This window comes from Pseudomonas inefficax (assembly GCF_032164165.1).
In the GTDB taxonomy this organism is placed as follows: domain Bacteria; phylum Pseudomonadota; class Gammaproteobacteria; order Pseudomonadales; family Pseudomonadaceae; genus Aquipseudomonas; species Aquipseudomonas inefficax.
In genome coordinates this window covers 1924856-1951349 of sequence record NZ_CP134401.1, presented here as the reverse complement: position 1 = coordinate 1951349, position 26494 = coordinate 1924856, and the positions used below count along the sequence as shown (strand labels likewise).

Sequence of the window (26494 nt, the reverse complement as noted above, 5' to 3'; positions counted from 1 at the left end):
TTTCATGCAAGCAGTGCGTAACTGGGCTGCCCGTTGTGCGCCGTGGATCGGCGCGGTGGGCCTGTTCGGCGCTGTACAGCTGGCCCATGCCGGCGATTACCAAGGCTCGCCCCAGGTGGCCCAGTTCGTTGGTGAAATGAGCCGCGACTATGGCTTTGCCCCCGAGCAGCTGATGGGTGTGTTCAGTGAGGTGCAGCGCAAACAGTCGATCCTCGACGCCATTTCGCGCCCGGCCGAACGGGTAAAACCGTGGAAGGACTACCGACCGATGTTCATCACCGACGCGCGCATCGCACGTGGTGTGGACTTCTGGCGCCAGCACGAGGCGGTGCTGGCCCGTGCCGAGCAGGAATACGGCGTGCCGGCACAGTACATCGTCGCCATCATCGGCGTGGAAACCTTCTTTGGCCGCAACACCGGCAACTACCGGGTGATCGATGCGTTGTCGACCCTGGGCTTTGACTACCCGCCACGGGCCGAATTCTTCCGCAAGGAGCTGCGCGAATTCCTGCTGCTGGCCCGTGATGAACAGCTCGACCCGCTCACGCTCAAAGGCTCCTACGCCGGTGCCATGGGCCTGCCGCAGTTCATGCCGAGCAGCTTCCGCAACTTCGCGGTGGACTTCGACGGTGATGGCCACATCAATATCTGGAACAACCCGGACGATGCCATCGGCAGCGTGGCCAGCTACTTCAAGCGCCACGGCTGGGTGGCCGGCGAAGGTGTGGTCAGCCGCGCCTGGGTGGACGGTGGGCGCGCCGACGAAGGCCTGACCACCGGCATCGAACCGGTAAAAACCGTTGGGGAGTTGCGCACGCTTGGCTGGTCGGTCCATGATTCGCTGCGCGATGATCTGCCGGTTACCGCCTTCCGTCTCGAGGGCGACAATGGCCCCGAATACTGGATGGGCCTGAAGAACTTCTACGCGATCACTCGCTACAACCGCAGCGTGATGTATGCCATGGCGGTGCATCAGCTATCGGAACAGCTGGTTCAAGCACGGGGCGTCAAGTAATGCGCGCAATCTTCTCTGGCAACACTTTCAAGCTGCTCACCTGCCTCGCCGTCGGCGTGGTGTTGGCCAGCTGTTCGTCCAACCGCCCGCCCAAGCAAAGCAGTGGCAACGTGGTGCGCACCCAGCCGGGCCTGGACATCAACCGGGCGCACAAGGACGGCGCGCCGTGGTGGGACGTGGATGTGAACAAGATCCCCGACGCCACGCCAACCGTGCACACCGGCAACTACAAGGCCAACCCGTACACGGTACTGGGCAAGACCTACTACCCGATGCAGGACTCGCGCAATTATCGCGCGGAGGGTACCGCGTCGTGGTACGGCACCAAGTTCCACGGCCAGAACACCGCCAACGGCGAGCTGTATGACCTGTACGGCATGAGCGCGGCGCACAAGACCCTGCCGCTGCCGGCCTACGTGCGGGTGACCAACCTGGCCAACGGCCGCAGCGTGATCCTGCGGGTGAACGACCGTGGCCCGTTCTATTCGGACCGCATCATCGACCTGTCCTACGCTGCGGCGAAAAAGCTTGGTTATGCCGAGATCGGTACCGCGCACGTGCGCGTCGAAGGCATCGACCCGCAGCAATGGTGGGCCCAGCGTGGCCAGACACCACCGATGGTGCTGAAAGAGCCGCAGGTAGCCCAGACCCAGGCAATCCCGGCCAGTACCGGGCGCGTCGAGCAATGGACCCCGCCGCCCCAGCAGCACGCGGCGCCGGTTGTGCCTGTGCAGGTGGCTGGCAACAACGTGCCGGCCGGCAATGGCGGCAGCTTCCTGCAGGTGGGCGCCTTCGCCAACCCGGACGCCGCCGAACTGCTGCGCTCCAAGCTCAGCAGCATGGTTAGCGCGCCAGTGTTCATCAGCTCGATCGTGCGTAACCAGCAGACCCTGCACCGCGTGCGCCTGGGACCGATCAACAGCCAGGGCGAGATCCAGCAAGCGCAGGACAGCATCCGCCTGGCGAACCTTGGGCAAGCCAAGCTGGTCACAGCTGACTGACCGCGTTGCCTTCTTCGCGGGCACGCCCGCTCCCACAGGGGCATGCGAAACCCTGTGGGAGCGGGCGCGCCCGCGAAGAAGGCAACACCAAACTGTCGGTTTTGTCATGAATTGCCGGGCACGGGCATGTACAATGTCGGCTTTTGCCCGCAGCGACATAAAGCCGCACTTTGCGAGCCTGGCCTACGGCCACAAAAACTAGACTGACTGGCGCTGGGCACATGATCTTGCCCAGGGAACATCAGACCATTAGCGATTTTCGAGAGACGGATGAACATCACCAACCTTGCCAAACGACTTTGCCTGCCCGTACTGCTGATGATCACGCCTGCCGCCTTCGCGGCTGAGCAGATGACGCCGGCGCCACCGCAACTGGCAGCCAAGTCCTACGTACTCATGGACGCGTCCAGCGGCAACGTGCTGGTCGAGAACAACGGTGACGAGCGCCTGCCGCCAGCCAGCCTGACCAAGCTGATGACGGCCTACATCGCCACCCTGGACATCCGCCGTGGCCAGATCGGTGAAAACGACCCGGTTACCGTCAGCGAAAACGCCTGGCGTACCGGTGGTTCGCGCATGTTCATCAAGGTGGGCAGCCAGGTGACCGTCAGCGACCTGCTGCACGGCATCATCATCCAGTCCGGCAACGACGCCTCGGTTGCCCTGGCCGAGCACATCGCCGGCAGCGAAGACGCCTTCGCCGACATGATGAACAAGACCGCTGCCGACCTGGGCATGGCCAACAGCCACTTCATGAACCCGACCGGTCTGCCGCACCCGGAGCACTACTCGTCGGCTCACGACATGGCTACCCTGGCCCGTGCGATCATCAACGTCGACCCGGCCCACTACGCCATCTACTCGCAGAAAGAGTTCTTCTGGAACAACATCAAGCAGCCAAACCGCAACCTGCTGCTGTGGCGTGACAAGACCGTCGATGGCCTGAAGACCGGCCACACCGACGAAGCCGGCTACTGCATGGTGGCTTCGGCCGTTCGCGATGGCCAGCGCCTGATCGCCGTGGTGTTCGGCACCAACAGCGAGCAGTCGCGTGCTGCCGAGACCCAGAAGCTGCTGACCTATGGTTTCCGCTTCTTCGAAACCCAGACCTTCTACCAGAAGGGCACCGAGCTGACCAAGTCGCCGGTCTGGAAAGGTGCGACTGGCGAAGTGAAGGCCGGCCTGGCCAACGACCTGACCCTGACCATGCCTAAAGGCCAATTGAAGCGCCTTCAGGCTTCGATGACCATGAACCCGCAGCTCACCGCGCCAATCGCCAAAGGTGACGTGATCGGCAAAGTGGAAGTCAAACTGGACGAGAAAGTGGTTCACAGCGCCGACCTGATCGCCCTCGATGGCGTCGAGGAAGGTGGTTTCTTCCGCCGTATGTGGGATAGCATCCGTCTATTCTTCTACGGGTTGTTCAACTGATACGTGACCTGCATGCCCCCGCGTATCCTGCGGGGGCATTGTTGTTGCCACGGCTTACGAGGCCGTTTCCGCCATGAGCGAACCAGACGTCAAGTCGCACAAGATCGAATTCCCCTGCGACGATTACCCGATCAAGGTCATCGGTGACACCGTTGTCGGCTTCAAGGACACGGTGATCGAGATCCTGAGCAAGCACGCCAAGGTTGACCTTTCCACCCTGGCCGAGCGCCAGAGCAAGGAAGGCAAGTACACCACCGTGCAATTGCACATCGTTGCCGAAAGCGAGAACCAGCTGCACGATATCAACAGCGCCCTGCGCGCTACCGGCATCGTGAAAATGGTGCTCTGATGTCCGCCTGCCTCGGTTTTCGCGAGCTTGGCCTGCAGCCCTATGAACCGGTGCTGGAGGCCATGCGTCGCTTCACCGAGCAGCGCAACCCGGACAGCCAGGATGAAGTCTGGCTGGTCGAGCACCCTGCGGTCTTCACCCAGGGCCAGGCCGGCAAGGCCGAGCACCTGCTGGTGCCGGGCGACATCCCGGTGGTGCAGACCGATCGCGGTGGCCAGGTGACCTACCATGGCCCCGGGCAGCTGGTGGCCTACCTGCTGCTGGATGTGCGGCGACTGGGCTTTGGCGTGCGTGAGCTGGTCAGCCGTATCGAGCAGACGCTCATCGACCTGCTCGCCAGTTACGATGTCCAGGCCGCGGCCAAGCCCGATGCCCCGGGCGTCTATGTCGACGGAGCGAAAATCGCCTCCCTCGGCCTGCGAATCCGCAACGGCCGTTCGTTCCACGGCCTTGCCCTGAACGTGGACATGGACCTTGCGCCATTCCGCCGAATCAACCCCTGCGGCTATGCGGGGCTGGCGATGACCCAGCTGCGCGACCTGGCAGGTCCGATCGAACTCGACGAGGTCAGGACAAGGCTGCGCGGACAGCTGGTCAAGCACCTCGACTACGCTGAGCAGACGACCCTCACGGGCGGAATCGACTGAATATGACAACTGTGCAAGAAGCCGTGCCGAACCTGACACCCTCCCAGGATGCCACCCCGCGCCCAGCGCCGAAGAAGGTGGAAGCCGGGGTCAAGCTGCGTGGTGCCGAAAAGGTGGCGCGCATCCCGGTGAAGATCATCCCTACCGAAGAGCTGCCGAAGAAGCCCGACTGGATTCGTGTGCGTATCCCGGTGTCGCCAGAGGTAGACCGCATCAAGCAACTGCTGCGCAAGCACAAGCTGCACAGCGTGTGTGAAGAGGCGTCCTGCCCGAACCTGGGCGAGTGCTTCTCCGGTGGTACCGCCACCTTCATGATCATGGGTGACATCTGCACCCGTCGTTGCCCGTTCTGCGACGTTGGCCACGGCCGGCCGAAACCGCTGGACCTCGATGAGCCGAAGAACCTGGCGGTTGCCATCGCCGACCTGCGCCTGAAGTACGTGGTAATCACCTCGGTGGACCGCGACGACCTGCGTGACGGTGGCGCCCAGCACTTTGCCGACTGCATCCGCGAAATCCGTGCGTTGTCGCCGGGCGTACAGCTGGAGACCCTGGTGCCGGACTACCGTGGGCGCATGGATATTGCCCTGGAGATCACCGCGCAAGAGCCGCCGGATGTGTTCAACCACAACCTCGAGACCGTACCGCGCCTGTACAAGGCCGCGCGCCCGGGTTCTGACTACGACTGGTCGCTGGACCTGCTGCAGAAGTTCAAGCAGCTGGTGCCGCACGTACCGACCAAGTCGGGCCTGATGCTCGGCCTGGGCGAGACCGACGAGGAAGTGATCGAAGTGATGCACCGCATGCGCGAACATGACATCGACATGCTCACCCTCGGCCAGTACCTGCAACCGTCGCGCAGCCACCTGCCGGTGCAGCGTTTCGTCCACCCGGACACCTTCGCCTGGTTCGCCGAGGAAGGTTACAAGATGGGCTTCAAGAACGTTGCCTCCGGCCCGCTGGTACGTTCTTCGTACCACGCTGACCAGCAGGCTCACGAAGCCAAGATCAAGCTCTGATCAAAGTTTGGGCCAAATGCCGATGCATGCCGGAAGGCGGCATCGGCATTTTTGTTGAGGGGGTTTCCTTGTGCTCGGGTTTGGCCCACACGAATAGAATCACGCCCTTCGACCTGCAAGGAGTTGCATGTGAATTGCCTTGAGCGTATCCAACCCTATCTGCCGATGGCGTTGCTACACGACGCCTGCTTTGGCATCGTTGCGCCCGCAGGCCCTGCCCGGCTGGATGCTGAGAAGACCACCCGATGGTTTGCCGAGCGCGGCTACCGGTGCCGGATCTACCCAGGGGCACACCAAGCCCAGGGCTACCTGGCGGGGCCGGACCAGCAGCGGTTGCAGGATTTGCATGATGCCTTTGCCGACCCGGCCATCGACGCCATTGTGTGCATGCGTGGGGGGTACGGCAGCATGCGCCTGCTCGACCAGCTCGATTTTGAACTGATCCGGCGCAACCCCAAGCCGCTGGTCGGTTACAGCGACATCACCGCGCTGCACACGGCGATCTACCGGCATACCGGGATGCTCACCTTCCATGGCGGGATGCTCAATGCCGACCTGCTGGGGGGCAAGTTGGCGCCAACCGAGGCTTCGTTGCTGGCGCAGCTGGGTGGGCATGTGCGGGCAGGGGAGCAGATCTTGCACCCTGCTGACTTCGACTTGAGCAGCGTGCTGCATGGGGTGGCCAGCGGGCCGCTGCTGGGCGGCAACCTGTCGATGCTGGGCGCTACCCTGGGGACGATTGCCGAGCTGGATACGCAGGGCTGCATTCTGTTTATCGAGGATGTCAACGAGCCGCTTTACCGGGTGGACCGCTTGCTCACCCAGCTGCGCCTGGCGGGCAAGCTGGAGGGGGTGAAGGGTGTTCTGGTGGGGGATTTTGCCGGGATTACCACTGTGGCATTGACGCCGTTGCTGGAGGACATCTTCGCGCCGCTGGGTGTGCCGGTGCTGGCCGGGTGGCGCAGTGGCCATTGTGACCCGAATGTGTGCTTGCCGTTGGGGGCTCGGGTCAGGCTGGACAGTGATCGGCAGAGCTTGATGCTGGAGCAGGATCTTTTCCAGGCTTGAGATTGTCGGGGCTGCTTTGCAGCCCATCGCGACACAAGGCCGCTCCTACAGGAGACCGCGTTACCCCGATGGTTGGCGATCGCCTGTAGGAGCGGCCTTGTGTCGCGATGGGCCGCGCAGCGGCCCCAAGATTCTCACGGCTGACGCAGGCTCTCGAGTAGCTTGTGCGTCGGATACCCATCCGCCGGCCACCCCAGCCCCTGCTGGGCATTGCGGATCGCCTTGCGGGTATTGGCGCCAATGATGCCATCGGCATTGCCGGCTTCGTGCCCTTTGCTGTTCAACAGGTTCTGCAGCTCCATGCGCTCGCTGCGGCTGAGCGGCAGGTCTTCTTTAGGCCAGCTGCCGGCAATGAAGCCCCAGCCCGTGAAGCGGTCACCCAGCAGGCTTACCGCCAGCGCGTAGGACGACGAATTGTTGTACTTGAGAATGGCGCGGAAGTTGTCCAGCACCAGGAACGCCGGGCCACGCGCGCCCGCTGGCAGCAGCAGGGCGGCAGACAGCTGGTTGCTGCCCACCGGCAATTGGGTACCGGCAGGCAGTTTCACACCCATCGCCAGCCACTCGCTCACCGGCTTGCGCAGGGCGCCATCGGCCTGCCAGTAATCGAAGCCAGGCGGCACCTGTACTTCGAAGCCCCACGGCTGGCCACGTTTCCAGCCCGAGCTCTGCAAGTAGTGCGCGGTCGAGGCCAGGGCGTCTGCCGTGCTGTTCCAGATGTCACGGCGGCCATCGCCATCGAAGTCTACGGCATGGGTGTTGTAGGTGGTCGGGATGAATTGGGTCTGGCCCATGGCGCCGGCCCACGAGCCACGCATGGCCTCAGGCAGGATATCGCCATGCTGGATGATCTGCAGCGCGGCGATCAGCTGGTCTTGAGCGAACTGCGGGCGGCGGCCCTCATAGGCCAGGGTAGCCAACGAGCGGATCACCGACTTGTTGCCCTGGAACTGACCGAAATTGCTTTCCATGCCCCATACCGCGACCAGCACCTGGCGATCGACGCCATAGCTTTGCTCGATGCGGGTCAGCAGTTCGGCGTTCTGTTCCAGCAGCTTCTTGCCGTTGCGTACGCGCAAAGGCGACAGGGCGCCTTCGAGGTATTCCCATACCGGGCGGGTGAACTCCGGCTGGCTGCGATCGGCCTTGATCACGTCCATGTCGGGGGTGACGCCGAGGAAGGCGCGGTCGAAGGTGTCTTGCGAAATGCCGGCTTGCAGGGCTTGCTGGCGAAAGCCTGCTTGCCATTGCGCGAAGGTTTGCAGAGGCTGGATTTCAGTGCTGGTATCGGGCGTCGTGCCGGGCAGGGTCACCACCGGGGTGGGCTGGGCAGGGGCCAGGGGCAGGGCATCGGCGGCGGTGGGCTTTTCTGCGCAGGCCACTAGCAGGATGAAACTGGAGGCCGCGATCAGCTGACGGGTTTTCCAGCGGGGGAGAAGACTGAGGAGCATTCACAGATCCAGAATTGCAGGTCAGGTGACGACCATACCATGCCTGCGCTTTCGATGCTTTCATGCAGCCAAAAAGTAGGAAGCCTCCCAATCTCTCGATTGGAAGGCTTCGCGGCGGTAGCTGCCTTTGCCTTTGTCTGGCCGTTCCTGGCGGCAGCGGAACAGTGGTTGGGCGATGATCGACTTGGCCTTGTTGGGGATGTGCTTTTTCGGCTTTTTGCTCATGGCGGAGTTCCCGGGTTGGGTGGGTTTCGCGGCGCACTGTAGGGCTTGGGACAGGGTGGGGCCAATTGATTGTGTTTATGGTCGAGATCGTGGCGCTGAGGTTGAGGCGAGCGCCGGCCCTGTGGGAGCGGGTTTACCCGCGAAGCATGCGACGCGGTGCATGGCACCGGCTTTGCCGGTGTTCGCGGGTGAACCCGCTCCCACAGGGGGGGCAGTTATTCGGAAGGGAGGGTGAGACGCTGACCGGCCATCAGCAGCGACAAGCGCGCCAGGCCCGTCCATGGCGAGCCCTCGGCCTGCCCCTTGATCTGTGCATCGATACGCTGGGCATCCTGCAACAACTGCGCCCAGCGCTGCGCCGACAGGCGCTGCAGGGCCTTGCTGACCAATGGCCGGCGTTTGTCCCAGACCGGCGGGCGGGCCTGGCTGAAAGCCTTGTCCAGCGGTACGCCCTGGCTGAACTGCTGGGCCAGCCCCGCCAGCTGGCGCAGCTCTCGGGCCAGGGCCCAGAGAATCACCGGTGGCTCCACGCCTTCACCGCGCAAGCCTTCGAGCATGCGCAACGCATGCGCGGCTTCGCCGTTGAGAATGGCATCGACCAGGCCAAAGACATCGAAACGGGCGCTGTCGGCGACGGCGGCCTGCACGGTCTCGACAGTTATCTGGTTGCCTTCGGCGAGCAGCTTGAGCTTTTCGATTTCCTGCGCGGCCGCCAGCAGGTTACCTTCCACGCGCGCGGCAATCAGGTCGACGGCGTCACGCTGTGCCGACAGGCCGGCCTGCTGCAGGCGCTGATTGATCCACTGTGGCAGCTGGTGTACATCCACCGGCCAGATCTGGATGAACTGGCAGTGGGCACCTTCGATCAGCGCCTTGCCCCACTTGGTCTTCTGTGCGCTGCCGTCGAGCTTGGGCAGGCTGACCAGCAGCAGAGTATCTTCGGCGGGGTTGGCGCAGTATTCCATCAGCGCAGCAGCGCCCTTGTCACCGGGCTTGCCCGAGGGCAGGCGCAATTCCAGCAGGCGGCGCTGGGCGAACAGCGACAGGCTGGCGCCGGCCTGGAGCAGGGTGCCCCAGTCGAAGTTGGCGTCGGCACTGAATACCTGGCGTTCATCGAAGCCCTGCTGGCGCGCGGCGTTGCGGATGGCGTCGGCGGCTTCCTGGCACAGCAGCGGGTCGTCGCCGCTGACCACGTAGACCGGTGCCAGGGCGCCTTGCAGGTGCTTGTTGAGTTGGGCGGGGGCGAGCTTCATGGGAATCAGGCGGGGCACCCGAAGGTACCCCGCTCGGGCTTAGTTGCCCGGTACTTCCAGTGGCGACTGCTGAGGCGTCTCGGCCTGCTGGCGGCGAGCGGCGTCCAGTGCAGCGGCTTCGGCCTTGGCACGCTCGTCGGCCTGACGCTGCAGCTCGTCCAGCTGGGACGGGGTCAGCATCTGCAGGCGAACGACCATGGCGTTGACCAGGTCGCGACGCATTTCTTCGCGGGCGCGGTCGGCTTCCTGCTCGGAGCCGGTGATGTTCGAGCCGTCACGCAAGTAGATCTTGCGCACTTCCAGCTTGTCGCTCATCAGCTCCAGGTTGTTCAGGCCCTGGATGCTGTAGTTCAACACGGTGGTCAGCTCGTACTCGGCAGTACGGTTGCCGCTGTTGTAGGTCGCCGAGCGCTCGCGCTCCTGCTCGTTGGTCAGCACCAGGCGGTACGGTGCGCCAGCGTGCACGTTGACACCGCTACGCTCCAGTACTTCACGCAGCTGAACCACGGTCGGGCCGTAGGCGTTGCGTGCGCTGACGTCCATTTCTTTCACGCTCAGCTCGGTAGAGCCGGTGCCGCGCAGCTGGAAACCGCAGGCGCTGAGCATGACCGCCAGGCCAATTACCAGCAAATTGCGTTTGATCATGTTGTTGCTCCCTTGTGGGCCTGTTCGCCCGCCCGCAGTGGCTGCGGGCGGGCGTTGCCATCAGTTGGCGACGATGTTGACCAGCTTGCCCGGAACCACGATAACCTTGCGGATGGTCAGGCCATCGATGAAGCGCAGGACGTTCTCGTTGCTGCGCGCGGCGGCTTCGATTTCTTCGCGGCTGGCGGCGGCCGGCATTTCGACCTGGCCACGCAGCTTGCCGTTGACCTGCACCACCAGGGTGACGGTGTCCTGTACCAGGGCTGCCTCGTCGACGGCTGGCCAGCTGGCGTCGATGACGGCCTGCTGGTGGCCCAGCTGTTGCCACAGCTCGTGGGAGATGTGCGGGGTGATCGGTGCCAGCAGCAGGGTGACGGCCTCGAGGCCTTCCTGCAGCAGGGCGCGGTCCTGTTCAGTGGCCTGCGGGGCCTTTTCCAGCACGTTCATCACGGTCATCACCTGGGCGATTGCGGTGTTGAACTTGTGGAACTGGCCGACGTCGGTGCTGGCCTGTTTGATGGCTGCGTGGATGGCGCGGCGAATGACCTTTTGTTCGTCGTTCAGGCCGGCGATGTCCAGCTTGCCTGCCGGGCCTTGGGCCACGTGGGCCTGGGCCAGGCGCCAGACACGGCGCAGGAAGCGGCTGGCACCTTCGACGCCGGAGTCGGACCATTCCAGGCTCGCATCAGGTGGCGAGGCGAACATCATGAACAGGCGGCAGGTGTCGGCGCCGTACTGATCGATCATCGATTGCGGGTCGACGCCGTTGTTCTTCGACTTCGACATCTTCTCGGTGCCGCCGATTTCCACCGGCAGGCCGTCGGTCTTCAGGCGGGCGCCAATGATCTTGGCCTTGGCATCACGCTCGATCTCGACATCTGCCGGGTTGAACCAGTCCTTGCCGCCGTTGCTGGCCACACGGTAGTAGGTTTCGGCGACCACCATGCCCTGGGTCAGCAGGTTCTTGAACGGCTCGTTCGAGGTGACCAGGCCTTCGTCACGCATCAGCTTGTGGAAGAAGCGCGCGTACAGCAGGTGCAGGATGGCGTGCTCGATACCGCCGATGTACTGGTCGACCGGCAGCCAGTGGTTGGCCGCTTTCGGGTCGACCATGCCACCTTCGTAGTTCGGCGAGGCGTAGCGGGCGAAGTACCAGGACGACTCGACGAAGGTGTCCATGGTGTCGGTTTCGCGCTTGGCCGCGGCGCCGCATTTCGGGCAGCTGCATTCGTAGAATTCAGGCATGCGCGCCAGTGGCGAACCGGCACCGTCCGGCACCACGTTCTCCGGCAGGGTGACCGGCAGCTGGTCTTCCGGCACCGGTACGTCGCCGCAGGACGGGCAGTGGATGATCGGGATCGGGCAGCCCCAGTAGCGCTGGCGGCTGATACCCCAGTCGCGCAGGCGGAACTGGGTACGCGATTTGCCCAGCTCCTTGCGGATCAGGGCGGCTTCGATGGCGTCGAAGGCACCGGCGAAGTCCAGGCCATCGAACTCGCCGGAGTTGATCAGCTGGCCGTGCTCGCCATAGGCGGCCAGCCACTCGCTGCCGACTTCATCACCAGCGCTGGTGCGTACCACGGCCTTGACCGGCAGGTTGTACTTGTGGGCGAACTCGAAGTCGCGCTCGTCGTGGGCAGGCACGGCCATGACGGCGCCATCGCCGTAGTGCATCAGCACGTAGTTGGCGACCCATACCGGCAGCTTCTCGCCGGTCAGCGGGTGCTCGACCAGCAGGGAAGTGGCCATGCCCTTCTTCTCCTGGGTGGCCATGTCGGCTTCGGCAACGCTGCCGCTCTTGCACTCGTCGATGAACGCCTGCAGCGCCGGGTTGCCCTGGGCAGCCTGGGTGGCCAGTGGGTGTTCGGCGGCGACGGCGACGTAGGTGGCGCCCATCAGCGTGTCGGGACGGGTAGTGAAGACCTTGAGGGTGCCTTCGTGGCCGATGCTGGCCAGGTCGTAGGGGAACTGCACTTCCATGCCGCGCGACTTGCCGATCCAGTTGCGCTGCATGGTCTTGACCTGCTCAGGCCAGCCCGGCAGCTCGTCGAGGCTTTCCAGCAACTCGTCGGCGTAGTCGGTGATGCGGAAGTAGTACATCGGGATTTCGCGCTTCTCGATCAGCGCGCCCGAACGCCAGCCACGGCCATCGATGACCTGCTCGTTGGCCAGTACGGTCTGGTCCGCCGGGTCCCAGTTCACGGTACCGTTCTTGCGGTAGATGATGCCTTTCTCGAACAGGCGGGTGAACAGCCACTGCTCCCAGCGGTAGTAGTCGGGCTTGCAGGTGGTGACTTCACGTGCCCAGTCGATGGCCAGGCCCAGGCTCTTGAGCTGGGTCTTCATGTAGTCGATGTTTTCGTACGTCCACTTAGCCGGGGCGACGTTGTTCTTCATCGCCGCGTTTTCCGCGGGCATGCCGAAAGCGTCCCAGCCCATCGGCTGCAGGACGTTCTTGCCCAGCATGCGCTGGTAGCGGGCAATCACGTCACCGATGGTGTAGTTGCGCACGTGGCCCATGTGTAGCTTGCCGCTCGGGTACGGGAACATCGACAGGCAGTAGTAGGTGTCCTTGCCTGGCTGTTCGGTAACAGCGAACGATTGTTGCTCGTCCCAGAACTTCTGGGCGGCGGCTTCGATATCACGGGGCGTGTATTGTTCGTGCATGGCTACTTTTTGCTGAGAGGGAAGAGACCTTGTTCCAGGCAGCGGAACCTCGCTGCGTCCGGCACTCCGGTGTCGTTTAGAGTGAACGCCGTAGCATACAGCAGCGCCGCGCATCGTGGGAAACCTTCGTTGCGAATGCCCGCTGGTCGCGGCACACGGCTGCTTTTTGCAACGACGCTAAGCTCAGGTGTGGGGGGAGATATTCTTATCTTCAATGAGGTGAACGGATGGGAGAGACGCAGCTACCCGCAATCAGACCGGAGCTATACGAACGCCTGATCGACCGGCTTGGCCTGGCACTGGAAGTGGCCAGGACCTCGGTGCGATTGCGCGACGAGATGCCAGCCGAGCTGGAGTTGCGTGGCCTGAGCCACGCAGAGTTCGAAGTGATCAAGGCCTACCTGGATTCCCTCCCGGAGCGCCACAATGCCTGTGTCGGCAGTTACCCACAAGCGGAGCCGACATCGGCCAAGATCATCTGGCTCAAGGACAAGAAACGCCCCGCCAGCACGGCGAGATCCAGGACGCTGCCACATCGCTAGCCGTTCAGGACGCCAGGCGCAGGCTATCGCGCGCCGGTTCTTCAATATCATCACAGCTCAGGATCGACGCCGGCCATCCTCTTGTTGACCGGCGTCGATCCACTTAGGCTGCACGCCTGCCAAGGAGGTGTAGCCGATGCCGATCCGATTCTTCATCAAACAATGGCTGATGCCGCCGGGCGTGCTTTTTCTGCTGCTGCTTCTGGCGTGGTGGTTGCGCGCCCGGCGGCCGCGGCTGGCGGCGCTGTGTTTTGCCGCAGGGCTGGGCGGCATGTGGTTGATGAGCCTGCCGCTGGTGGTGCAGGAAACCGCTCGTGTGCTGGAGACGGAAGCGCCGCTGGCGGTAAGCGATTGGGCCGGGCTGGCCAGCCGTGCAGATGCCATCGTGGTGCTGGGTGCGGGGCGAGAGCGCGGTGACCCAGCCTGGGGCGGTAGCGACCAGCCCACAGCCACAGCGCTGGAGCGCATGCGCTTTGCCGCGCGGCTGGCCAAGGCTTCGGGCTTGCCGGTGCTGACCAGTGGCGGGTTGCACTACGGCACGCCGCCGAGCGAGGCGCGCTTGATGGCTGATCGCCTGCGTGAAGATTTCGGCGTCGAGGTGAAATGGCGGGAGGAGGGCAGCCGCACGACCTGGGAGAATGCCCAGCTGACGGCCAAGGTGCTGCAGCCGTTGGGAATTCGCCGGGTGGTCGTGGTGACCCAGGCGTGGCACATGCAGCGCTCGCGCTGGAGTTTCGAGCAGGCTGGGTTCGAGGTGGTGCCGGCGCCGGTCGGGTTCCTCGGGCGTGATCATGCGCGGCCGTTCGGCGGGTTGCTGCCGGAGAGCCGGGCGATGTGGCAGAGCGGGCAGTTGCTCAATGAAGTGGCGGGGTTGGTGGGGTATCGGCTGTTTTACTGAGCCTTCTACTGCCTGTACCGGACTCTTCGCGGGTGAACCCGCTCCCACAGGATTACCACACGCTACGAGATCGGTGGAGAACCTGTGGGAGCGGGTTTACCCGCGAAGAGGCCGGTGCAGGCTACATCATCAGACAGTCTTGGCAATGCGCCCGGCCAGCAACGCCCAACCCAGCAGCAATGCACAGACAATTGCCAGTGGCCACGACCGCCATTGCAGGTACGGCGTCAGTTGCTGCATCGGCACCACTTCGCCATACAGCACCGCCTGCTGGAACTGTGGTACCTGCGTGGTAATGCGGCCAAACGGGTCGATCAGCGCGGTCACGCCATTGTTGGTGGCGCGGATCATCCAGCGCCCGGCTTCCAGCGCCCGCATCTGTGCCATCTGCAGGTGCTGCAACGGGCCGATCGAGGTGCCGAACCAGGTGTCGTTGCTGATGGTCAGCAGCAGGTCGCTACGGGCCGCCAGGCCAGCAGCGAATTCGGGGTAGACCACTTCGTAGCAGATGTAAGGCGCAATCTGGTAGCCCTTGGCCTGCAACAGCGGCTGGTCTTCCGGGCCGCGGGCGAAGTCCGACATGGGCAGGTTGAAGAACTCGATGGCGCCACGCAGCATGTCCTGCAGCGGAACGTACTCGCCAAACGGCACCAGCTTCTGCTTGAGGTAGGTGCCATCGCCTTCACCGGTGACGGTGATGCCGTTGTAGTAGCGGCGCTGGTGGTGCACCACTTCCCGCACCGGCACGCCGGTGATCAGCGCCGAATGCCGCTCGGCGGCGAACCGGCCCATCACATCGATATAGCCCTGGGCCTGGTCCTTGAGCACCGGAACCGCGGTTTCCGGCCACACCAGCAGGTCTACCGGCCTGGAGCTGAAGCTCAGGTCACGGTACAGCGCCAGTTGTGCGTCGATGTGCGCCGGGTCCCATTTCAGGTCCTGCTCTACGTTGCCCTGGATGGCCGCCACTTTCAACGGGTCGCCCGCCGGCTTGGTCCAGGCATGGCCCTTGAGCACCAGGCCCAGCACCCAAGGGGCCAGCAACAGCAGGCAGCCCACCGCCAGGAACGAGGGGCGGGCTTGCAGGCGGTGCAGGTTGCACAGCAGCGCAGCGGTCAGGGCCAGGGCAAAGGAAATCAGCCACACGCCGCCCAGCGGTGCCAGGCCGGCCAGCGGGCCGTCCAGTTGGCTGTAGCCGGCATAGAGCCAGGGGAAACCGGTCAGGAACCAGCCACGGAAGGCCTCTTGCAGCAGCCACAGAGCGGCAAAGCACAAGGCGTCGGCCAGTGGTGCTTCGGTCCGCCGCAACCAGCGTGCCCACAGCCAGGTGGGCAGGGCGAAGAACCAGGCCAGGGCGGCGAAGAACGCCAGCAGCAGCAGGATCGCCAGCAGCGGGGAGGCGCCGCCGTAGGTGTTCATGCTGACGTAGATCCACCAGGTGCCGGCACCGTACAGGCCGAAGCCGAACCACCAGCCACGCCACATGGCCTGGCGCGGGCTGAGCTCGCGCAGGCCGAGGTAGAGCAGGGCGATGGACAACACGGCCAATGGCCAGATGTCGAACGGCGCCAGGGCCAGGAGGGTGGAGGCACCGGCCGCCAGGGCCAGCAGGTTACCGGGCCAGCCGGGGCGGGTGATCCAACGCATGTTTGTCCTTAACGGGTGATCGGTGTCAGGCGCAGCAAGTGTATCCGCCGGCTGTCGGCATTGAGAATACGGAACTTGTAAGGGCCGATCTCGGTGGTTTCGTTGCGCTTGGGCAGGTGACCGAAGGCGCTCATCACCAGGCCGCCGACCGTGTCGAACTCGTCATCGGAGAATTCGCTGTCGAAGAACTCGTTGAAGTTCTCGATCGGGGTCAGCGCCTTGACCAGGAAGTCACCGCTGGGCAGCGGCTTGATGTAGCTGTCTTCCTCGACGTCGTGCTCGTCCTCGATGTCGCCGACGATCTGCTCCAGCACGTCCTCGATGGTGACCAGGCCGGCCACGCCGCCGTACTCGTCGATGACGACGGCCATGTGGTTATGGTTGGCGCGAAATTCGCGCAGCAGCACGTTCAGGCGTTTGGACTCGGGCACGAAAGTGGCCGGGCGCAGCAGGTCCTTGATGTTGAAGCTGTCGCCGTTCTCTTTGAGGATGAGTGGCAGCAGGTCTTTGGCGAGCAGGATACCGAGCACATCGTCGTGGCTTTCGCCGATCACCGGGTAGCGCGAGTGCGCGGCGTCGATCACCGCCGGCAGGAACTCCCGGGGCGACTGGCTGGCCTTGATGCTGATCATCTGTGAACGCGGCACCATGATGTCGCGAACCTGCAGGTCGGCCACCTGGATGGCGCCTTCGACGATGGTCAGCGCTTCGCTGTCCAGCAGTTTGTTCTGATGGGCTTCGCGCAGCAATTCAAGGAGTTGCTGGCGGTTTTTCGGCTCATGGGCAAAAGCCTGGGTCAGTTTACCCAGCCAGGACTTCTGCCCGTTGCTCGATCGATCTTCGCTCATGGCGGTTCTCGTGATCCTTCGTGTATCAGTGTGTGAGGGTGTCGGTTTCATCGTCGGCGTACGGGTCGGGATGACCCAGTTCTGCCAGCAATTCCCGTTCCAGGCCTTCCATTTCCTCGGCTTCCTCATCCTCGATGTGGTCGTAGCCGAGCAGGTGCAGGCAACCGTGGATGACCAGGTGTGCCCAGTGCGCTTCCAGCGACTTGCCCTGTTCGGCGGCTTCGCGCTCGACCACCGGCACGCAGATCACCAGGTCGCCCAGCAGCGGGATATCGAGCAGGTCGTCGGGGACGTCGGCCGGGAACGACAGCACATTGGTCGCGTAGTCCTTGTGCCGGTAGGTGTGGTTCAGCTCGCGGCCTTCGGCCTCGTCGACCAGGCGAATGGTCATTTCCGAATCGGCGCTGCGCTGGCGCAGGGCCAGTTCGCACCAGCGGCGAAAGGCGGTGTCATCCGGGGCGGCAGCATCCGTGGCCCGTTGAATATCGAGTTCAAGCATCTTTGCCGGGCGCCTCGGGCTTGGCCTGGCGGGCATCGAAGCGGTCGTAGGCCTCGACTATGCGCTGCACCAGTGGGTGACGAACCACATCTTTGGGTTGGAAGTGGGTGAAACTGATCCCCGGAACGTCCTTCAGCACCTCGATGACATGCGCCAGGCCCGACTTGGTGCCACGGGGCAGGTCGACCTGGGTGATGTCGCCGGTGATGACCGCGGTGGAGCCGAAGCCGATACGGGTAAGGAACATCTTCATCTGTTCCAGCGTGGTGTTCTGGCTCTCGTCGAGGATGATGAAGCTGTTGTTCAGGGTACGGCCACGCATGTAGGCCAGCGGGGCGATCTCGATCACCTGGCGTTCGATCAGCTTGGCCACGTGTTCGAAGCCCAGCATTTCGTACAGGGCGTCGTACAGCGGGCGCAGGTACGGGTCGATCTTCTGGGCCAGGTCGCCGGGCAGGAAGCCGAGCTTTTCGCCCGCTTCGACCGCCGGGCGCACCAGCAGGATACGGCGCACCTGTTCGCGCTCCAGCGCGTCCACGGCGCAGGCCACGGCCAGGTAGGTCTTGCCGGTACCGGCCGGGCCGATGCCGAAGTTGATATCGTTGGCCAGGATTTCCTTGACGTAGCGCTGTTGGTTGACCCCGCGCGGGCGAATGTTGCCCTTGCGCGTGCGCAGCGACACGCTGACCTCGTTGACGGCCGGGTTGTCGATGTTCTCGACGGTCGATTCCTGCAGGTACAGGTGCACGGTTTCCGGGGACAGATCGCTGGCCTTGGTCTCGCGGTAGAGACGGCGCAGCAACTGCTCGGCAGCGGAGGTGGTCTTGGGTTCGCCGATCAGCTCGAACTGATTGCCGCGGTTGCGGATCTCGATGGCCAGGCGCTGTTCGATCAGGCGCAGGTGCTCGTCGAACTGGCCGCACAAGTTGGCGAAGCGGTGGGCCTCGAAGGGTTCGAGGATGAAACGATGGGGTTCTATGGGTGCGTTCAAGGTCGTTTTTAGCCGCTCGACGGCAATGGATGTGAGCTCAAGAATAACCCTTGAATGGCAGTGGCGAAAGCACTGAAACGATCAAGGGTATGTGTGGCCTGTTCTGGCCCCTTCGCGGGTAAACCCGCTCCCACAGGGATTGCACGGTTCCTGCGGGCTGCGCAGAACCTGTGGGAGCGAGTTCACCCGCGAAGAGGCCGGCACTGCTATGATGCCGGCCTTTTCTTACGCATGTGTTATCCCCCGAACATGAGCAAACCCGAACCTGCCATCTATAAAGTGATCTTCCTCAACCAGGGGCAGGTCTTCGAGATGTATGCCAAGCAGATCTACCAGAGCGACCTATGGGGGTTCCTGGAGATCGAGGAGTTCGTGTTCGGCGAGCGCTCGCAGCTGGTAGTGGACCCAAGCGAGGAGAAGCTCAAGAGCCAGTTCGAGGGGGTGATCCGCAGTTTCGTGCCGATGCACTCTATCGTGCGCATCGACGAGGTGGAACGCCTGGGCACGGCGAAGATCAGCGAAGCCAAGGGCGGCGGCAACGTGATGCCGTTCCCCATGCCGATGCCGGAAAAGTGACCACTCAGGGCAGTGGCGAGAACGGTGTGCGCCCTTCGGCGCTCTGCAGCTCCAGCAGGTACTTGCGGAAAATCTGGCCGAGCACCTGGGTGGCATGCTCCAGCTCGTCGCGGGGCATCTGCTCGGTCACTTCGTCGGCCATGTCCAGCGCATCCTCGGCGCCGTTGACCGCGGCCATCTTCAGCAGGATGTAGGCCTGCACATTGTTGGCCTTGACCCCTTCGCCACGGAAGAACATGGCGCCCAGGCGATACTGGGCCTCGGCATGGCCTTGCAGCGAGGCCTTTTCGAACCAGTTAAGGGCTTTGCCCAGATTTTTCGGCGTTTGCGTGTAGTAGTACTCGCCCAGTTCGAATTGCGCCTGGGCATCCCCCGTGGTAGCCGTCTGCTCACAAGCCTTGAGGGCGTTTGCCAGGTCTTCGGGCTGGACATTCAAGGTGCAGCGGCCCGTTGCCGGAATCAGCAACGAGTTACCGCCCTCTGCCAGGGCCAGCAGGGGCTGAAGAAGCAACAGGCAGCCCAGGGTCAGGGCGCGGCCGGTGCGGTTCATGGGGATCGACTTACCTCTGCAAAGCTGCGGCCAATGTCTCTGGTGGCACATTATGGGATAAGCAGCGCCAACCTTACAAAGTTTTACTCGATTTTCTGCTTGGTTGGGGAAGTCAGCTGATTGTGCATGGGTATTTGTTGCCTGTGCCGGCCTCTTCGCGGGCGTGCCCGCTCCCACAGGGATCGCACCATCTTCAAGGTTGGTGCAGAACCTGTGGGAGCGGGCGAGCCCGCGAAAGGGCCGGTATGGGCTGACAATTACTTCAGGGCTGCAAAGGCCTTTTCAGCCGCATCCAGGGTGATCTGCAGCTCTTTTTCGCCATGGGCGATAGAGGTGAAGCCAGCCTCGAACGCGCTAGGCGCCAGGTACACGCCACCATCGAGCATCAGGTGGAAGAAGCGCTTGAAGCGCTCGGCGTCGCTGGCCATCACGTCTTCGAAGGTGACGATGTCGTCGGCACCGCTGAAGTACAGGCCGAACATGGCACCGGCCTGGGTGGTGACGAACGGCACGCCAGCGGCATCGGCGCGCTGTTGCAAGCCGTCGAGCATACGGCTGGTGTAGTCGGTCAGCTCGGCGTGGAAGCCCGGGCGGCTGATCAGCTTCAGGGTGGTCAGGCCGGCGGCCATGGCCAGCGGGTTACCCGACAGGGTGCCCGCCTGGTACACCGGGCCGAGCGGGGCGATGCAGCCCATGATTTCACGCTTGCCGCCGAAGCAACCGACCGGCATGCCGCCGCCGACGATCTTGCCGAAGGTCGACAGGTCCGGGTTGATGCCGTAGTGGCCCTGGGCGCCGCCGAGCGAAACGCGGAAACCGGTCATCACTTCGTCGAAGATCAACACCACGCCGTGCTTGTCGCACTGCTCGCGCAGGCCTTCGAGGAAGCCTGGCGCCGGTGGTACGCAGTTCATGTTGCCGGCTACCGGCTCGACAATGATGCAGGCTACGGACTGGCCGACTTCGGCAAGGGTTTTCTCGACGGCGGCGATGTCGTTGAACGGCAGGGTCAGGGTGTGCTTGGCGAAGTCCGCCGGCACGCCTGCCGAGCTCGGTACGCCCTGGGTCAGCAGGCCGGAGCCGGCTTTTACCAGCAGGCTGTCGGAGTGGCCGTGGTAGCAGCCTTCGAACTTGATGATGGCGTCACGGCCGGTGTAGCCACGGGCCAGGCGGATGGCGCTCATGGTGGCTTCGGTGCCCGAGCTGACCATGCGTACCATCTCCATGGACGGCACCAACGAGCAGACCAGATCGGCCATCTCGGTTTCCATGGCGGTCGGGGCACCATAGGACAGGCCGTGCTCCAGCTGCCTGCGTACCGAGTCCAGTACCTGCGGGTGGCCGTGGCCGAGGATCATCGGGCCCCAGGAGCCGACGTAGTCGACGTAGCGCTTGTCATCCTCGTCAACGACGTAGGCGCCTTCGGCATGCTTGAAGAACAGCGGCGTGCCGCCAACGCTCTTGAAAGCGCGGACCGGCGAGTTGACGCCACCGGGGATGTGCTTCTGGGCTTGGGCGAACAGGGCTTCGGAACGGGACATGGGGGTTCTCTCGAATCAGGATGCGAACAAGGCGTTGAAGGCGCGGGCGCGGCGGGTGACTTCCTGCGCGCTGTCGGCACCGAACAGGCCGTGGATCACCGCCAGCAGGTCGGCGCCATGGGCGACCAGCGGGGCGGCGTTGTCGAGGGTAATACCGCCGATCACCGCGATCGGCAGTTTCACCTGGGCGCGGGCCTGCTCCAGCAGTTCGATGTTGGCAGCGGGTGCACCCGGCTTGGTGACGGAATTGTAGAAGCGGCCAAAGGCCACGTAGCTGGCGCCTTCGCTGGCAGCCTGGACGGCCAGTTCGAGGCTGGCGTGGCAGGTGGAACCGATGATTGCCTGGCGGCCGAGCAGGGCGCGGGCCGGGGTCAGCGGGCCGTCGGTCTGGCCCAGATGCACGCCGACGCCAAGGCGCGCGGCCAGTTCGGCGTCGTCGTTGATGAGCAGCTGGGTGCCATAGTGCTCGCAAAGCTTCAGCAGCCCTTCGGCTTCACGCAGGCGCCGCGCCGCGTCGTCACTTTTGTCGCGATACTGCAGCAGGCACACGCCGCCTTCCAGTGCCGCTTCGACATGGGACAGGAAACGGCCAGCGAGCAGCTGGCTGTCGGTGATGGCGTACAGACCGCGTAGCTTCATTGGAGGCCTCGTGTCAGGAACAGAAATCCAGCGGCAGGCGGCGCGGCACGAACTGGCCCTTGCCCAGCTGTTCGGCGTCACGCAGGGTGCGCCAGGTGTAGTCCAGGGCACTGCGGACGGCGCTTTCCAGCTGCTCGCCGAGGGCCAGACGGCCGGCCAGGGCGCTGGCCAGGGTGCAGCCCGAGCCGTGGTAGCTGCCCGGCAGTCGCTGGCAGGTCCAGGTGTGGCGCTGGCCGTCGCGGCTGTACAGGCGGTTGTGAATTTCGTCTTCGTCGCCGTGACCACCGGTAATCAGCAGGTGTCTACAGAACGGCAACAGTTTCTCGGCACACTCGTCGGCGGTGCCTTCGGGCAGTTCGGCAAGGATGCGGGCTTCGGGCAGGTTCGGCGTGGCGATGATTGCCAGCGGCAGCAGGCGTTCGCGCAGGGCATAGCCCACTTCGTCCTTGCCCAGTCGGCCACCACCACCGGCACGCAACACCGGATCGCAGACCAGCGGCAGATGCGGGTGGGCGGCCAGCAGTTCGGCGACGGTGTCGACCATCTCGATCGAACCGAGCATGCCCAGCTTGACGGCGGCCACCGTAGAGTCGGCCAGCACGGCGTTGGCCTGGGCCAGCACCCACTCGCGGTCGAGCACGCGGAAGTCGGAAACGTTGACGGTATCCTGCACGGTCAGGGCGGTCACTGCGGGTGCGGCGTGACAGCCTTGGGCGATCAGGGCTTCGATATCTGCCTGCAGGCCGGCGCCGCCACTGGGGTCGTGGCCGGAGAGACAGAGGACAACGGGGCGGGAGCTGTAGGTATTCATGGTCGGCGAGCTTACCACCAATCCCGTTTGGGCGGATCGTCCTACAAACGAGTTTTGTTGATCAATAGGTCAGGTTTCTGTCGGATTTCTTTCTGTAAGCGCCGATTTAGAGCCTTTTCTTTGTGTTTGGATGTGGTCGATTGCCAGGTTGCGAAGCTATGCTAGAGTGCTCGGATAACTCTACAAACGGGTTCTGCCGGATCGTGTCGTCTCAAACGGATGGGAGGCAACCGCGACTCGACTGGACAGGCCATGCTGGGGCTGTATGCGCTATTTGCTGATTGTGCTTCTGGGCTTGCTGCCCATGCTGGCCGGGGCAGTCGATTTCGACGACGCTACCCGGCATCTTCCGCTGGGCAAGGCCATGCAGGTTTATGAAGACCTCGATGGCAGTGCCAGCATCGCCCAGGTCACTGCCCCTGGGTTCGCCAAGCATTTTCGCCCCCACCATGAAGACGTGCTGAACGCCGGTTACTCCACCTCGGTGTTCTGGCTCAAGGTCGAACTGCGCCCTGTCGCCGCACCCGGCGCCGCCCCACGGCAATGGCTGCTGGAGTTGGCCTACCCGCCGCTGGACCACCTCGAGCTGTACCTGCCCGACAGCAGTGGCAGTTACCGCCTGGCCCGGCGCACCGGCGACGCCTTGCCCTACCAAAGCCGGCAGATCCTGCAGAACAACTACCTGTTCGAACTGCAGCTGCCGCCTGGCCAGGTGACCACCGCCTACCTGCGCCTGCACAGCCAGGGCTCGGTGCAGGCGCCGCTGGCGCTGTGGTCCGCCCAGGCCTATATGGAGGAGCAGCCCACGCGCCTGTATGTGCTGGGGATGATCTACGGCGTGTTGCTGGTGATGCTGGTGTACAACCTGTTCATCTACCTCAGCGTGCGCGATGTCAGCTACCTCTACTACATCCTCTATATCGCTTCGTTCGGCTTGTACCAGGTGTCGGTGAATGGCGCCGGTGTGGCCTACTTCTGGCCGGACAGCCCGTGGTGGGCGAATGCTTCGACGCCGTTGTTCATCGGTGCCGCTGGCCTGTTCGGCTGCCAGTTCGCCCGGCACTTCCTGCAACTGGGCAGCATCAGCCGTGGTTTCGACCGGCTGCTGCAACTGCTGATGCTGGGTGGCGCGCTGGTCATGGTGCTGGCGGTGACCATGCCCTACGGTGTCGCTTTGCGCATGGCCACGGTGCTGGCGTTGCTATTTACCGTGAGCATCTTCAGTGCCGGTCTGTATGCCTGGTGGCGTGGCTTGCGCGTGGCACGCTGGTTCATCATCGCCTGGACGGCGTTCTTGCTCGGTGGCCTGGTCAACACCTTGATGGTGCTGGGCTACCTGCCGAACGTGTTCATTACCATGTATGCCAGCCAGCTGGGGTCGGCGCTGGAGGTGGCCTTGCTGTCGCTGGCGCTGGCCGACCGCATCAACAGCCTGCGTGAGCAGCAGGCCCAGACCTTGCGTGACACGGGGCGCACGCTGGAGCAACTGAACTTGCAACTGGCCAGGAGTAATCGTCTGAAAGACGAATTCCTGGCCAGCGTGACTCATGAACTGCGTACGCCGATGAATGGCGTGATCGGCTCGCTGGAGCTGATGCAGACCCTGCCGATGGAGGCCGAGATGGCCCAGTACCACCGCACGGCGGTGGGGTCGGCCCAGGGCATGATGGATATGGTCGATGCCATTCTTACCCTGTCCGAACTACAGGCCGGCCGCCTGCGCGCGCAGCCGGCGCCGTTCAGCCTGCGTGACCTGCTGCAGGGCGTGCGTGCCGGTTATGCCGGGCAGGCTTTGGGCAAAGGCTTGTACTTGAGCCTGGACATCCCGGCCGATGTGCCGGACGGGTTGCTGGGCGATGCTCAGAAGCTGGCCCGCTGCCTGGGGTGCCTGGTGGACAACGGTTTGAAGTTCACCCACCAGGGCGGGGTGATGATCCAGGTGCGCGGGCGCCGGGTGGGGCCTGACGACCTGGCGCTGACCTTCATGGTCAGCGACAGCGGTATCGGCTTCGATGACCTCGACCAGGCGACCCTGTACCAGCGCTTCTTCCAGGTCGATGGCTCGATGACCCGGCGCTATGGCGGGCTGGGGATTGGATTGTCGATTTGCCGGCAGATGGGGGAATTGCTGGGGGCGCGGTTGTCGCATGAGTCGACGCGGGGGTTGGGGAGCCGGTTCGAGTTGAGTTTGAACATGGCTATTGCGCAGGTGCAGATGGAATCGAATGTTCTGCAGGCGCGACGGTTGCTTTAGAGAGTTGGGTTTTATGCGCTAAGTGCTCGCCACGACAATTGCAGCGTCTGGTAGATCCCTCACGGCGAACCCCTCTCAGCCCCGCTGCAACCCAAAGCCATGCCCCCGCCACATGTTTAGTCATTAATGCCACTTTGACTGACTCGTACAGAGTGCTTCACTGGGTCTCTCAAGCTACCCGGATCCAGGAGCCCCCGATGAACCTGCACCAGTACGCTGAAACCCACGAAGTCACCAACCAGCCACCGCCCCTCGACGGTGCCAACCTGTACCGCCTCGACCTGCCGCTACAGGAATGGTCGCGGCGTTTCGGTGCGGGTTGGGCCGAATCGCGGATCGATGCCTACGGTGCCCTGGCCGGCGGCCCGCTGATGCAGGCGGGCTTCCTGGCCAATGCGCACAAGCCGGAGTTCAGCAGCCACGACCGCTACGGCCATCGCATCGACCTGGTCGAGTTCCACCCTGCCTACCACGAACTGATGCGCACCGCCGTCGAGCACGGCCTGCCGTCGCTGCCATGGGCCGAACCCCGCCCAGGCGCCCATGTGGCGCGGGCTTCGATGACCTACCTGCACAGCCAGGCCGAGGCCGGTACCGGCTGCCCGCTGACCATGACCTTCGCTGCCGTGCCAGCGCTGCGGCTGCAACCCGAACTGGCCGAATACTGGCTGCCGAAAATCCTCGCCTGCGAGTACGACCCGCGTAACGTCGGCGACCGTCACAAGGCCGGAGTCACCCTGGGCATGGCCATGACCGAGAAGCAGGGCGGCACCGATGTACGGGCCAACACCACCCGCGCTTATCCGGTCGGCGCCGCTGGCCCGGGGCAGGCCTACGAGCTGGTCGGGCACAAGTGGTTCTGCTCGGCGCCAATGTGCGATGCCTTTCTGACCCTGGCCCAGACCGAAAAAGGCCTGAGCTGCTTTCTGCTGCCGCGTCACCGCCCGGATGACAGCCGCAACCAGTTCTATATCCAGCGCCTGAAGAACAAGCTGGGCAACAGTTCCAACGCCTCCAGCGAGGTGGAATTGCGCGGCGCCCTGGCGTGGATGGTCGGGGAAGAAGGGCGGGGCGTGCCGACCATCATCGAAATGGTGGCCATGACCCGCTTCGACTGCATGGTCGGCTCCAGCGCCCTGATGCGCCAGGCGCTGACCCAGGCGGCCCACCACTGCGCGCACCGCAAGGTTGGCGGGCGGCTGCTGAACGAGCAGCCGTTGATGCAGAACGTGCTGGCCGACCTGGCGTTGGAAAGCGAGGCCGCGCTGGCCCTGAGCCTGCGCATGGGGCAGGCGCTGGAGCAGCTGGAAGACCCGCAGCAGGCGCATTTCGCCCGGCTGGTCACGGCGGTGGGCAAGTACTGGATCTGCAAGCGCGCGCCGGCGATGATCAACGAGGCAGCCGAGTGCCTGGGCGGGGCGGGTTATGTGGAAGACAGCATCCTGCCACGGCTGTACCGCGAAGCGCCGGTGAACTCGACCTGGGAAGGCTCGGGCAATGTGCAGTGCCTGGACGTGCTGCGGGCCTTGTCCAAGGAGCCGGGCGTGCTTGATGCACTGTTCGCCGAGCTGGGCGATGGGCACGGGGACCCGCGCCTGGCGGCGCACATCGGCAACCTCAAGGGGGCGTTTGCCGACACTGGCGACATGCAGTACCGCGCGCGGCAGCTGACCGAGGATATTGCCCTGGCGCTGCAGGCCAAGCTGTTGCTGGAGGCGGGCAATGCGGCGGTCAGTGATGCGTTCATCGACAGCCGCTTGACCGGCGGCGGGCGCGTGTATGGGGCGTTGCCGCGGGGTGTGGATGTGGAGGCATTGGTGGCCAGGGCGACGCCAGCACAGGACCTGTAGGAGCGGCCTTGTGTCGCGATAGGGCTGCGAAGCAGCCCCAGGGGATCAGCGCAGATGCACAAATTGCCGGGGCTGCT

Annotated in this window: 25 protein-coding genes; 12 read left to right on the top strand and 13 right to left on the bottom strand. The window is 63.9% G+C overall.

What is annotated here, in order from left to right; all coding sequences use genetic code 11:
• The first annotated feature begins 4 nt into the window (after positions 1 to 4).
• The 7 genes from mltB (at position 5) to RIN61_RS08735 (ending at position 6530) form a co-directional block, all read left to right on the top strand.
• Entirely contained in the window at positions 5 to 1015 is a 1011-nt protein-coding gene (gene mltB / locus RIN61_RS08765; protein ID WP_112253792.1) for a lytic murein transglycosylase B, read from the top strand.
• Positions 1015 to 2016 (top strand): septal ring lytic transglycosylase RlpA family protein, encoded by a 1002-nt coding sequence (locus RIN61_RS08760; protein ID WP_112253624.1) that lies wholly within the window; start codon positions 1015 to 1017, stop codon positions 2014 to 2016. The genes mltB and RIN61_RS08760 overlap by 1 nt, the downstream gene beginning before the upstream one ends.
• Before the next feature lie 270 nt (positions 2017 to 2286).
• A complete protein-coding gene (locus RIN61_RS08755; protein WP_085591614.1) occupies positions 2287 to 3447 on the top strand; it encodes a D-alanyl-D-alanine carboxypeptidase family protein in 1161 nt (386 codons plus the stop codon).
• Between the two features lie 73 nt (positions 3448 to 3520).
• Positions 3521 to 3796, top strand: a complete 276-nt coding sequence (locus RIN61_RS08750; protein WP_003249736.1) for a DUF493 domain-containing protein — start codon at positions 3521 to 3523, stop codon at positions 3794 to 3796.
• Positions 3796 to 4443, top strand: coding sequence for a lipoyl(octanoyl) transferase LipB (gene lipB / locus RIN61_RS08745; RefSeq protein ID WP_112253623.1), 648 nt, complete (start codon positions 3796 to 3798; stop codon positions 4441 to 4443). The genes RIN61_RS08750 and lipB overlap by 1 nt, the downstream gene beginning before the upstream one ends.
• Positions 4444 to 4445: 2 nt before the next feature.
• Positions 4446 to 5462 (top strand): lipoyl synthase, encoded by a 1017-nt coding sequence (gene lipA / locus RIN61_RS08740; RefSeq protein ID WP_112253622.1) that lies wholly within the window; start codon positions 4446 to 4448, stop codon positions 5460 to 5462.
• A 129-nt stretch (positions 5463 to 5591) separates the two neighbouring features.
• A complete protein-coding gene (locus RIN61_RS08735; protein WP_313856756.1) occupies positions 5592 to 6530 on the top strand; it encodes a S66 peptidase family protein in 939 nt (312 codons plus the stop codon).
• A gap of 134 nt (positions 6531 to 6664) precedes the next feature.
• On the opposite strand, the gene RIN61_RS08730 is transcribed toward RIN61_RS08735, so the two are convergent.
• From RIN61_RS08730 to leuS, 5 genes are all read right to left on the bottom strand, one after another.
• Entirely contained in the window at positions 6665 to 7981 is a 1317-nt protein-coding gene (locus RIN61_RS08730) for a lytic murein transglycosylase (RefSeq protein ID WP_215520465.1), read from the bottom strand.
• 60 nt (positions 7982 to 8041) lie between these two features.
• A complete protein-coding gene (arfA, locus tag RIN61_RS08725; RefSeq protein WP_207877218.1) occupies positions 8042 to 8206 on the bottom strand; it encodes an alternative ribosome rescue factor ArfA in 165 nt (54 codons plus the stop codon).
• A 215-nt stretch (positions 8207 to 8421) separates the two neighbouring features.
• Positions 8422 to 9459: a DNA polymerase III subunit delta gene (gene holA / locus RIN61_RS08720; protein WP_112253619.1), complete on the bottom strand. Its 1038-nt coding sequence runs from the start codon at positions 9457 to 9459 to the stop codon at positions 8422 to 8424.
• Between the two features lie 39 nt (positions 9460 to 9498).
• Positions 9499 to 10104 carry an LPS-assembly lipoprotein LptE gene (locus RIN61_RS08715; RefSeq protein ID WP_112253618.1) on the bottom strand — a complete coding sequence of 202 codons (606 nt, stop codon included), beginning with the start codon at positions 10102 to 10104 and terminating at the stop codon, positions 9499 to 9501.
• A gap of 60 nt (positions 10105 to 10164) precedes the next feature.
• Positions 10165 to 12771 (bottom strand): leucine--tRNA ligase, encoded by a 2607-nt coding sequence (gene leuS / locus RIN61_RS08710; RefSeq protein WP_112253617.1) that lies wholly within the window; start codon positions 12769 to 12771, stop codon positions 10165 to 10167.
• Positions 12772 to 12998: 227 nt separating this feature from the next.
• Here leuS and RIN61_RS08705 point away from each other — a divergent pair, with 227 nt between their 5' ends.
• Together RIN61_RS08705 and RIN61_RS08700 are read left to right on the top strand one after the other, a co-directional pair.
• A complete protein-coding gene (locus RIN61_RS08705) occupies positions 12999 to 13313 on the top strand; it encodes a hypothetical protein (protein ID WP_112253616.1) in 315 nt (104 codons plus the stop codon).
• A 136-nt stretch (positions 13314 to 13449) separates the two neighbouring features.
• A complete protein-coding gene (locus RIN61_RS08700; protein ID WP_112253615.1) occupies positions 13450 to 14211 on the top strand; it encodes a YdcF family protein in 762 nt (253 codons plus the stop codon).
• 129 nt (positions 14212 to 14340) lie between these two features.
• On the opposite strand, the gene lnt is transcribed toward RIN61_RS08700, so the two are convergent.
• The 4 genes from lnt to RIN61_RS08680 are packed head-to-tail and all read right to left on the bottom strand — an operon-like array spanning position 14341 to position 18196.
• On the bottom strand, positions 14341 to 15858 hold the full coding sequence (lnt, locus tag RIN61_RS08695) for an apolipoprotein N-acyltransferase (RefSeq protein ID WP_112253614.1): 1518 nt from the start codon (positions 15856 to 15858) through the stop codon (positions 14341 to 14343).
• An 8-nt stretch (positions 15859 to 15866) separates the two neighbouring features.
• A complete protein-coding gene (locus tag RIN61_RS08690; RefSeq protein ID WP_046613214.1) occupies positions 15867 to 16706 on the bottom strand; it encodes a CorC family transporter in 840 nt (279 codons plus the stop codon).
• 25 nt (positions 16707 to 16731) lie between these two features.
• A complete protein-coding gene (ybeY, locus tag RIN61_RS08685; protein WP_133975639.1) occupies positions 16732 to 17205 on the bottom strand; it encodes an rRNA maturation RNase YbeY in 474 nt (157 codons plus the stop codon).
• The gene (locus RIN61_RS08680) at positions 17198 to 18196 is read right to left on the bottom strand and encodes a PhoH family protein (protein WP_112253612.1); all 999 of its coding nucleotides are present in this window, start codon (positions 18194 to 18196) and stop codon (positions 17198 to 17200) included. The genes ybeY and RIN61_RS08680 overlap by 8 nt, the downstream gene beginning before the upstream one ends.
• A gap of 249 nt (positions 18197 to 18445) precedes the next feature.
• Between RIN61_RS08680 and RIN61_RS08675 the strand changes: the two genes are divergently transcribed.
• Positions 18446 to 18772 (top strand): DUF1820 family protein, encoded by a 327-nt coding sequence (locus RIN61_RS08675; protein ID WP_181457389.1) that lies wholly within the window; start codon positions 18446 to 18448, stop codon positions 18770 to 18772.
• Between the two features lie 4 nt (positions 18773 to 18776).
• Here the strand turns inward: RIN61_RS08675 and RIN61_RS08670 are convergent, their stop codons facing one another.
• The 4 genes from RIN61_RS08670 to RIN61_RS08655 all read right to left on the bottom strand — a co-directional run bounded on the left by RIN61_RS08670 (position 18777) and on the right by RIN61_RS08655 (position 22313).
• The gene (locus RIN61_RS08670) at positions 18777 to 19322 is read right to left on the bottom strand and encodes a tetratricopeptide repeat protein (RefSeq protein WP_112253610.1); all 546 of its coding nucleotides are present in this window, start codon (positions 19320 to 19322) and stop codon (positions 18777 to 18779) included.
• Positions 19323 to 19579: 257 nt separating this feature from the next.
• On the bottom strand, positions 19580 to 20863 hold the full coding sequence (gene hemL / locus RIN61_RS08665; RefSeq protein WP_112253609.1) for a glutamate-1-semialdehyde 2,1-aminomutase: 1284 nt from the start codon (positions 20861 to 20863) through the stop codon (positions 19580 to 19582).
• A 15-nt stretch (positions 20864 to 20878) separates the two neighbouring features.
• Complete coding sequence (gene thiE / locus RIN61_RS08660; RefSeq protein WP_313856745.1) at positions 20879 to 21502, bottom strand: thiamine phosphate synthase; 624 nt, start codon at positions 21500 to 21502, stop codon at positions 20879 to 20881.
• Between the two features lie 13 nt (positions 21503 to 21515).
• The gene (locus tag RIN61_RS08655) at positions 21516 to 22313 is read right to left on the bottom strand and encodes a hydroxymethylpyrimidine/phosphomethylpyrimidine kinase (protein ID WP_112253607.1); all 798 of its coding nucleotides are present in this window, start codon (positions 22311 to 22313) and stop codon (positions 21516 to 21518) included.
• A 265-nt stretch (positions 22314 to 22578) separates the two neighbouring features.
• Here RIN61_RS08655 and RIN61_RS08650 point away from each other — a divergent pair, with 265 nt between their 5' ends.
• Both RIN61_RS08650 and RIN61_RS08645 read left to right on the top strand, forming a co-directional pair.
• Complete coding sequence (locus RIN61_RS08650; protein ID WP_215520462.1) at positions 22579 to 24567, top strand: sensor histidine kinase; 1989 nt, start codon at positions 22579 to 22581, stop codon at positions 24565 to 24567.
• A 197-nt stretch (positions 24568 to 24764) separates the two neighbouring features.
• On the top strand, positions 24765 to 26417 hold the full coding sequence (locus RIN61_RS08645) for an acyl-CoA dehydrogenase family protein (protein WP_207877231.1): 1653 nt from the start codon (positions 24765 to 24767) through the stop codon (positions 26415 to 26417).
• Positions 26418 to 26494: the final 77 nt, after the last annotated feature.

Bases quoted from the DNA above. Each gene is read 5' to 3' on its own strand.
- mltB (WP_112253792.1), top strand. From the start codon at position 5: ATGCAAGCAGTGCGTAACTGGGCTGCCCGTTGTGCGCCGTGGATCGGC.
- RIN61_RS08760 (WP_112253624.1), top strand. From the start codon at position 1,015: ATGCGCGCAATCTTCTCTGGCAACACTTTCAAGCTGCTCACCTGCCTC.
- RIN61_RS08755 (WP_085591614.1), top strand. From the start codon at position 2,287: ATGAACATCACCAACCTTGCCAAACGACTTTGCCTGCCCGTACTGCTG.
- RIN61_RS08750 (WP_003249736.1), top strand. From the start codon at position 3,521: ATGAGCGAACCAGACGTCAAGTCGCACAAGATCGAATTCCCCTGCGAC.
- lipB (WP_112253623.1), top strand. From the start codon at position 3,796: ATGTCCGCCTGCCTCGGTTTTCGCGAGCTTGGCCTGCAGCCCTATGAA.
- lipA (WP_112253622.1), top strand. From the start codon at position 4,446: ATGACAACTGTGCAAGAAGCCGTGCCGAACCTGACACCCTCCCAGGAT.
- RIN61_RS08730 (WP_215520465.1), bottom strand. From the start codon at position 7,981: ATGCTCCTCAGTCTTCTCCCCCGCTGGAAAACCCGTCAGCTGATCGCG.
- arfA (WP_207877218.1), bottom strand. From the start codon at position 8,206: ATGAGCAAAAAGCCGAAAAAGCACATCCCCAACAAGGCCAAGTCGATC.
- holA (WP_112253619.1), bottom strand. From the start codon at position 9,459: ATGAAGCTCGCCCCCGCCCAACTCAACAAGCACCTGCAAGGCGCCCTG.
- RIN61_RS08715 (WP_112253618.1), bottom strand. From the start codon at position 10,104: ATGATCAAACGCAATTTGCTGGTAATTGGCCTGGCGGTCATGCTCAGC.
- leuS (WP_112253617.1), bottom strand. From the start codon at position 12,771: ATGCACGAACAATACACGCCCCGTGATATCGAAGCCGCCGCCCAGAAG.
- RIN61_RS08705 (WP_112253616.1), top strand. From the start codon at position 12,999: ATGGGAGAGACGCAGCTACCCGCAATCAGACCGGAGCTATACGAACGC.
- RIN61_RS08700 (WP_112253615.1), top strand. From the start codon at position 13,450: ATGCCGATCCGATTCTTCATCAAACAATGGCTGATGCCGCCGGGCGTG.
- lnt (WP_112253614.1), bottom strand. From the start codon at position 15,858: ATGCGTTGGATCACCCGCCCCGGCTGGCCCGGTAACCTGCTGGCCCTG.
- RIN61_RS08690 (WP_046613214.1), bottom strand. From the start codon at position 16,706: ATGAGCGAAGATCGATCGAGCAACGGGCAGAAGTCCTGGCTGGGTAAA.
- ybeY (WP_133975639.1), bottom strand. From the start codon at position 17,205: ATGCTTGAACTCGATATTCAACGGGCCACGGATGCTGCCGCCCCGGAT.
- RIN61_RS08675 (WP_181457389.1), top strand. From the start codon at position 18,446: ATGAGCAAACCCGAACCTGCCATCTATAAAGTGATCTTCCTCAACCAG.
- RIN61_RS08670 (WP_112253610.1), bottom strand. From the start codon at position 19,322: ATGAACCGCACCGGCCGCGCCCTGACCCTGGGCTGCCTGTTGCTTCTT.
- hemL (WP_112253609.1), bottom strand. From the start codon at position 20,863: ATGTCCCGTTCCGAAGCCCTGTTCGCCCAAGCCCAGAAGCACATCCCC.
- thiE (WP_313856745.1), bottom strand. From the start codon at position 21,502: ATGAAGCTACGCGGTCTGTACGCCATCACCGACAGCCAGCTGCTCGCT.
- RIN61_RS08655 (WP_112253607.1), bottom strand. From the start codon at position 22,313: ATGAATACCTACAGCTCCCGCCCCGTTGTCCTCTGTCTCTCCGGCCAC.
- RIN61_RS08650 (WP_215520462.1), top strand. From the start codon at position 22,579: ATGCGCTATTTGCTGATTGTGCTTCTGGGCTTGCTGCCCATGCTGGCC.
- RIN61_RS08645 (WP_207877231.1), top strand. From the start codon at position 24,765: ATGAACCTGCACCAGTACGCTGAAACCCACGAAGTCACCAACCAGCCA.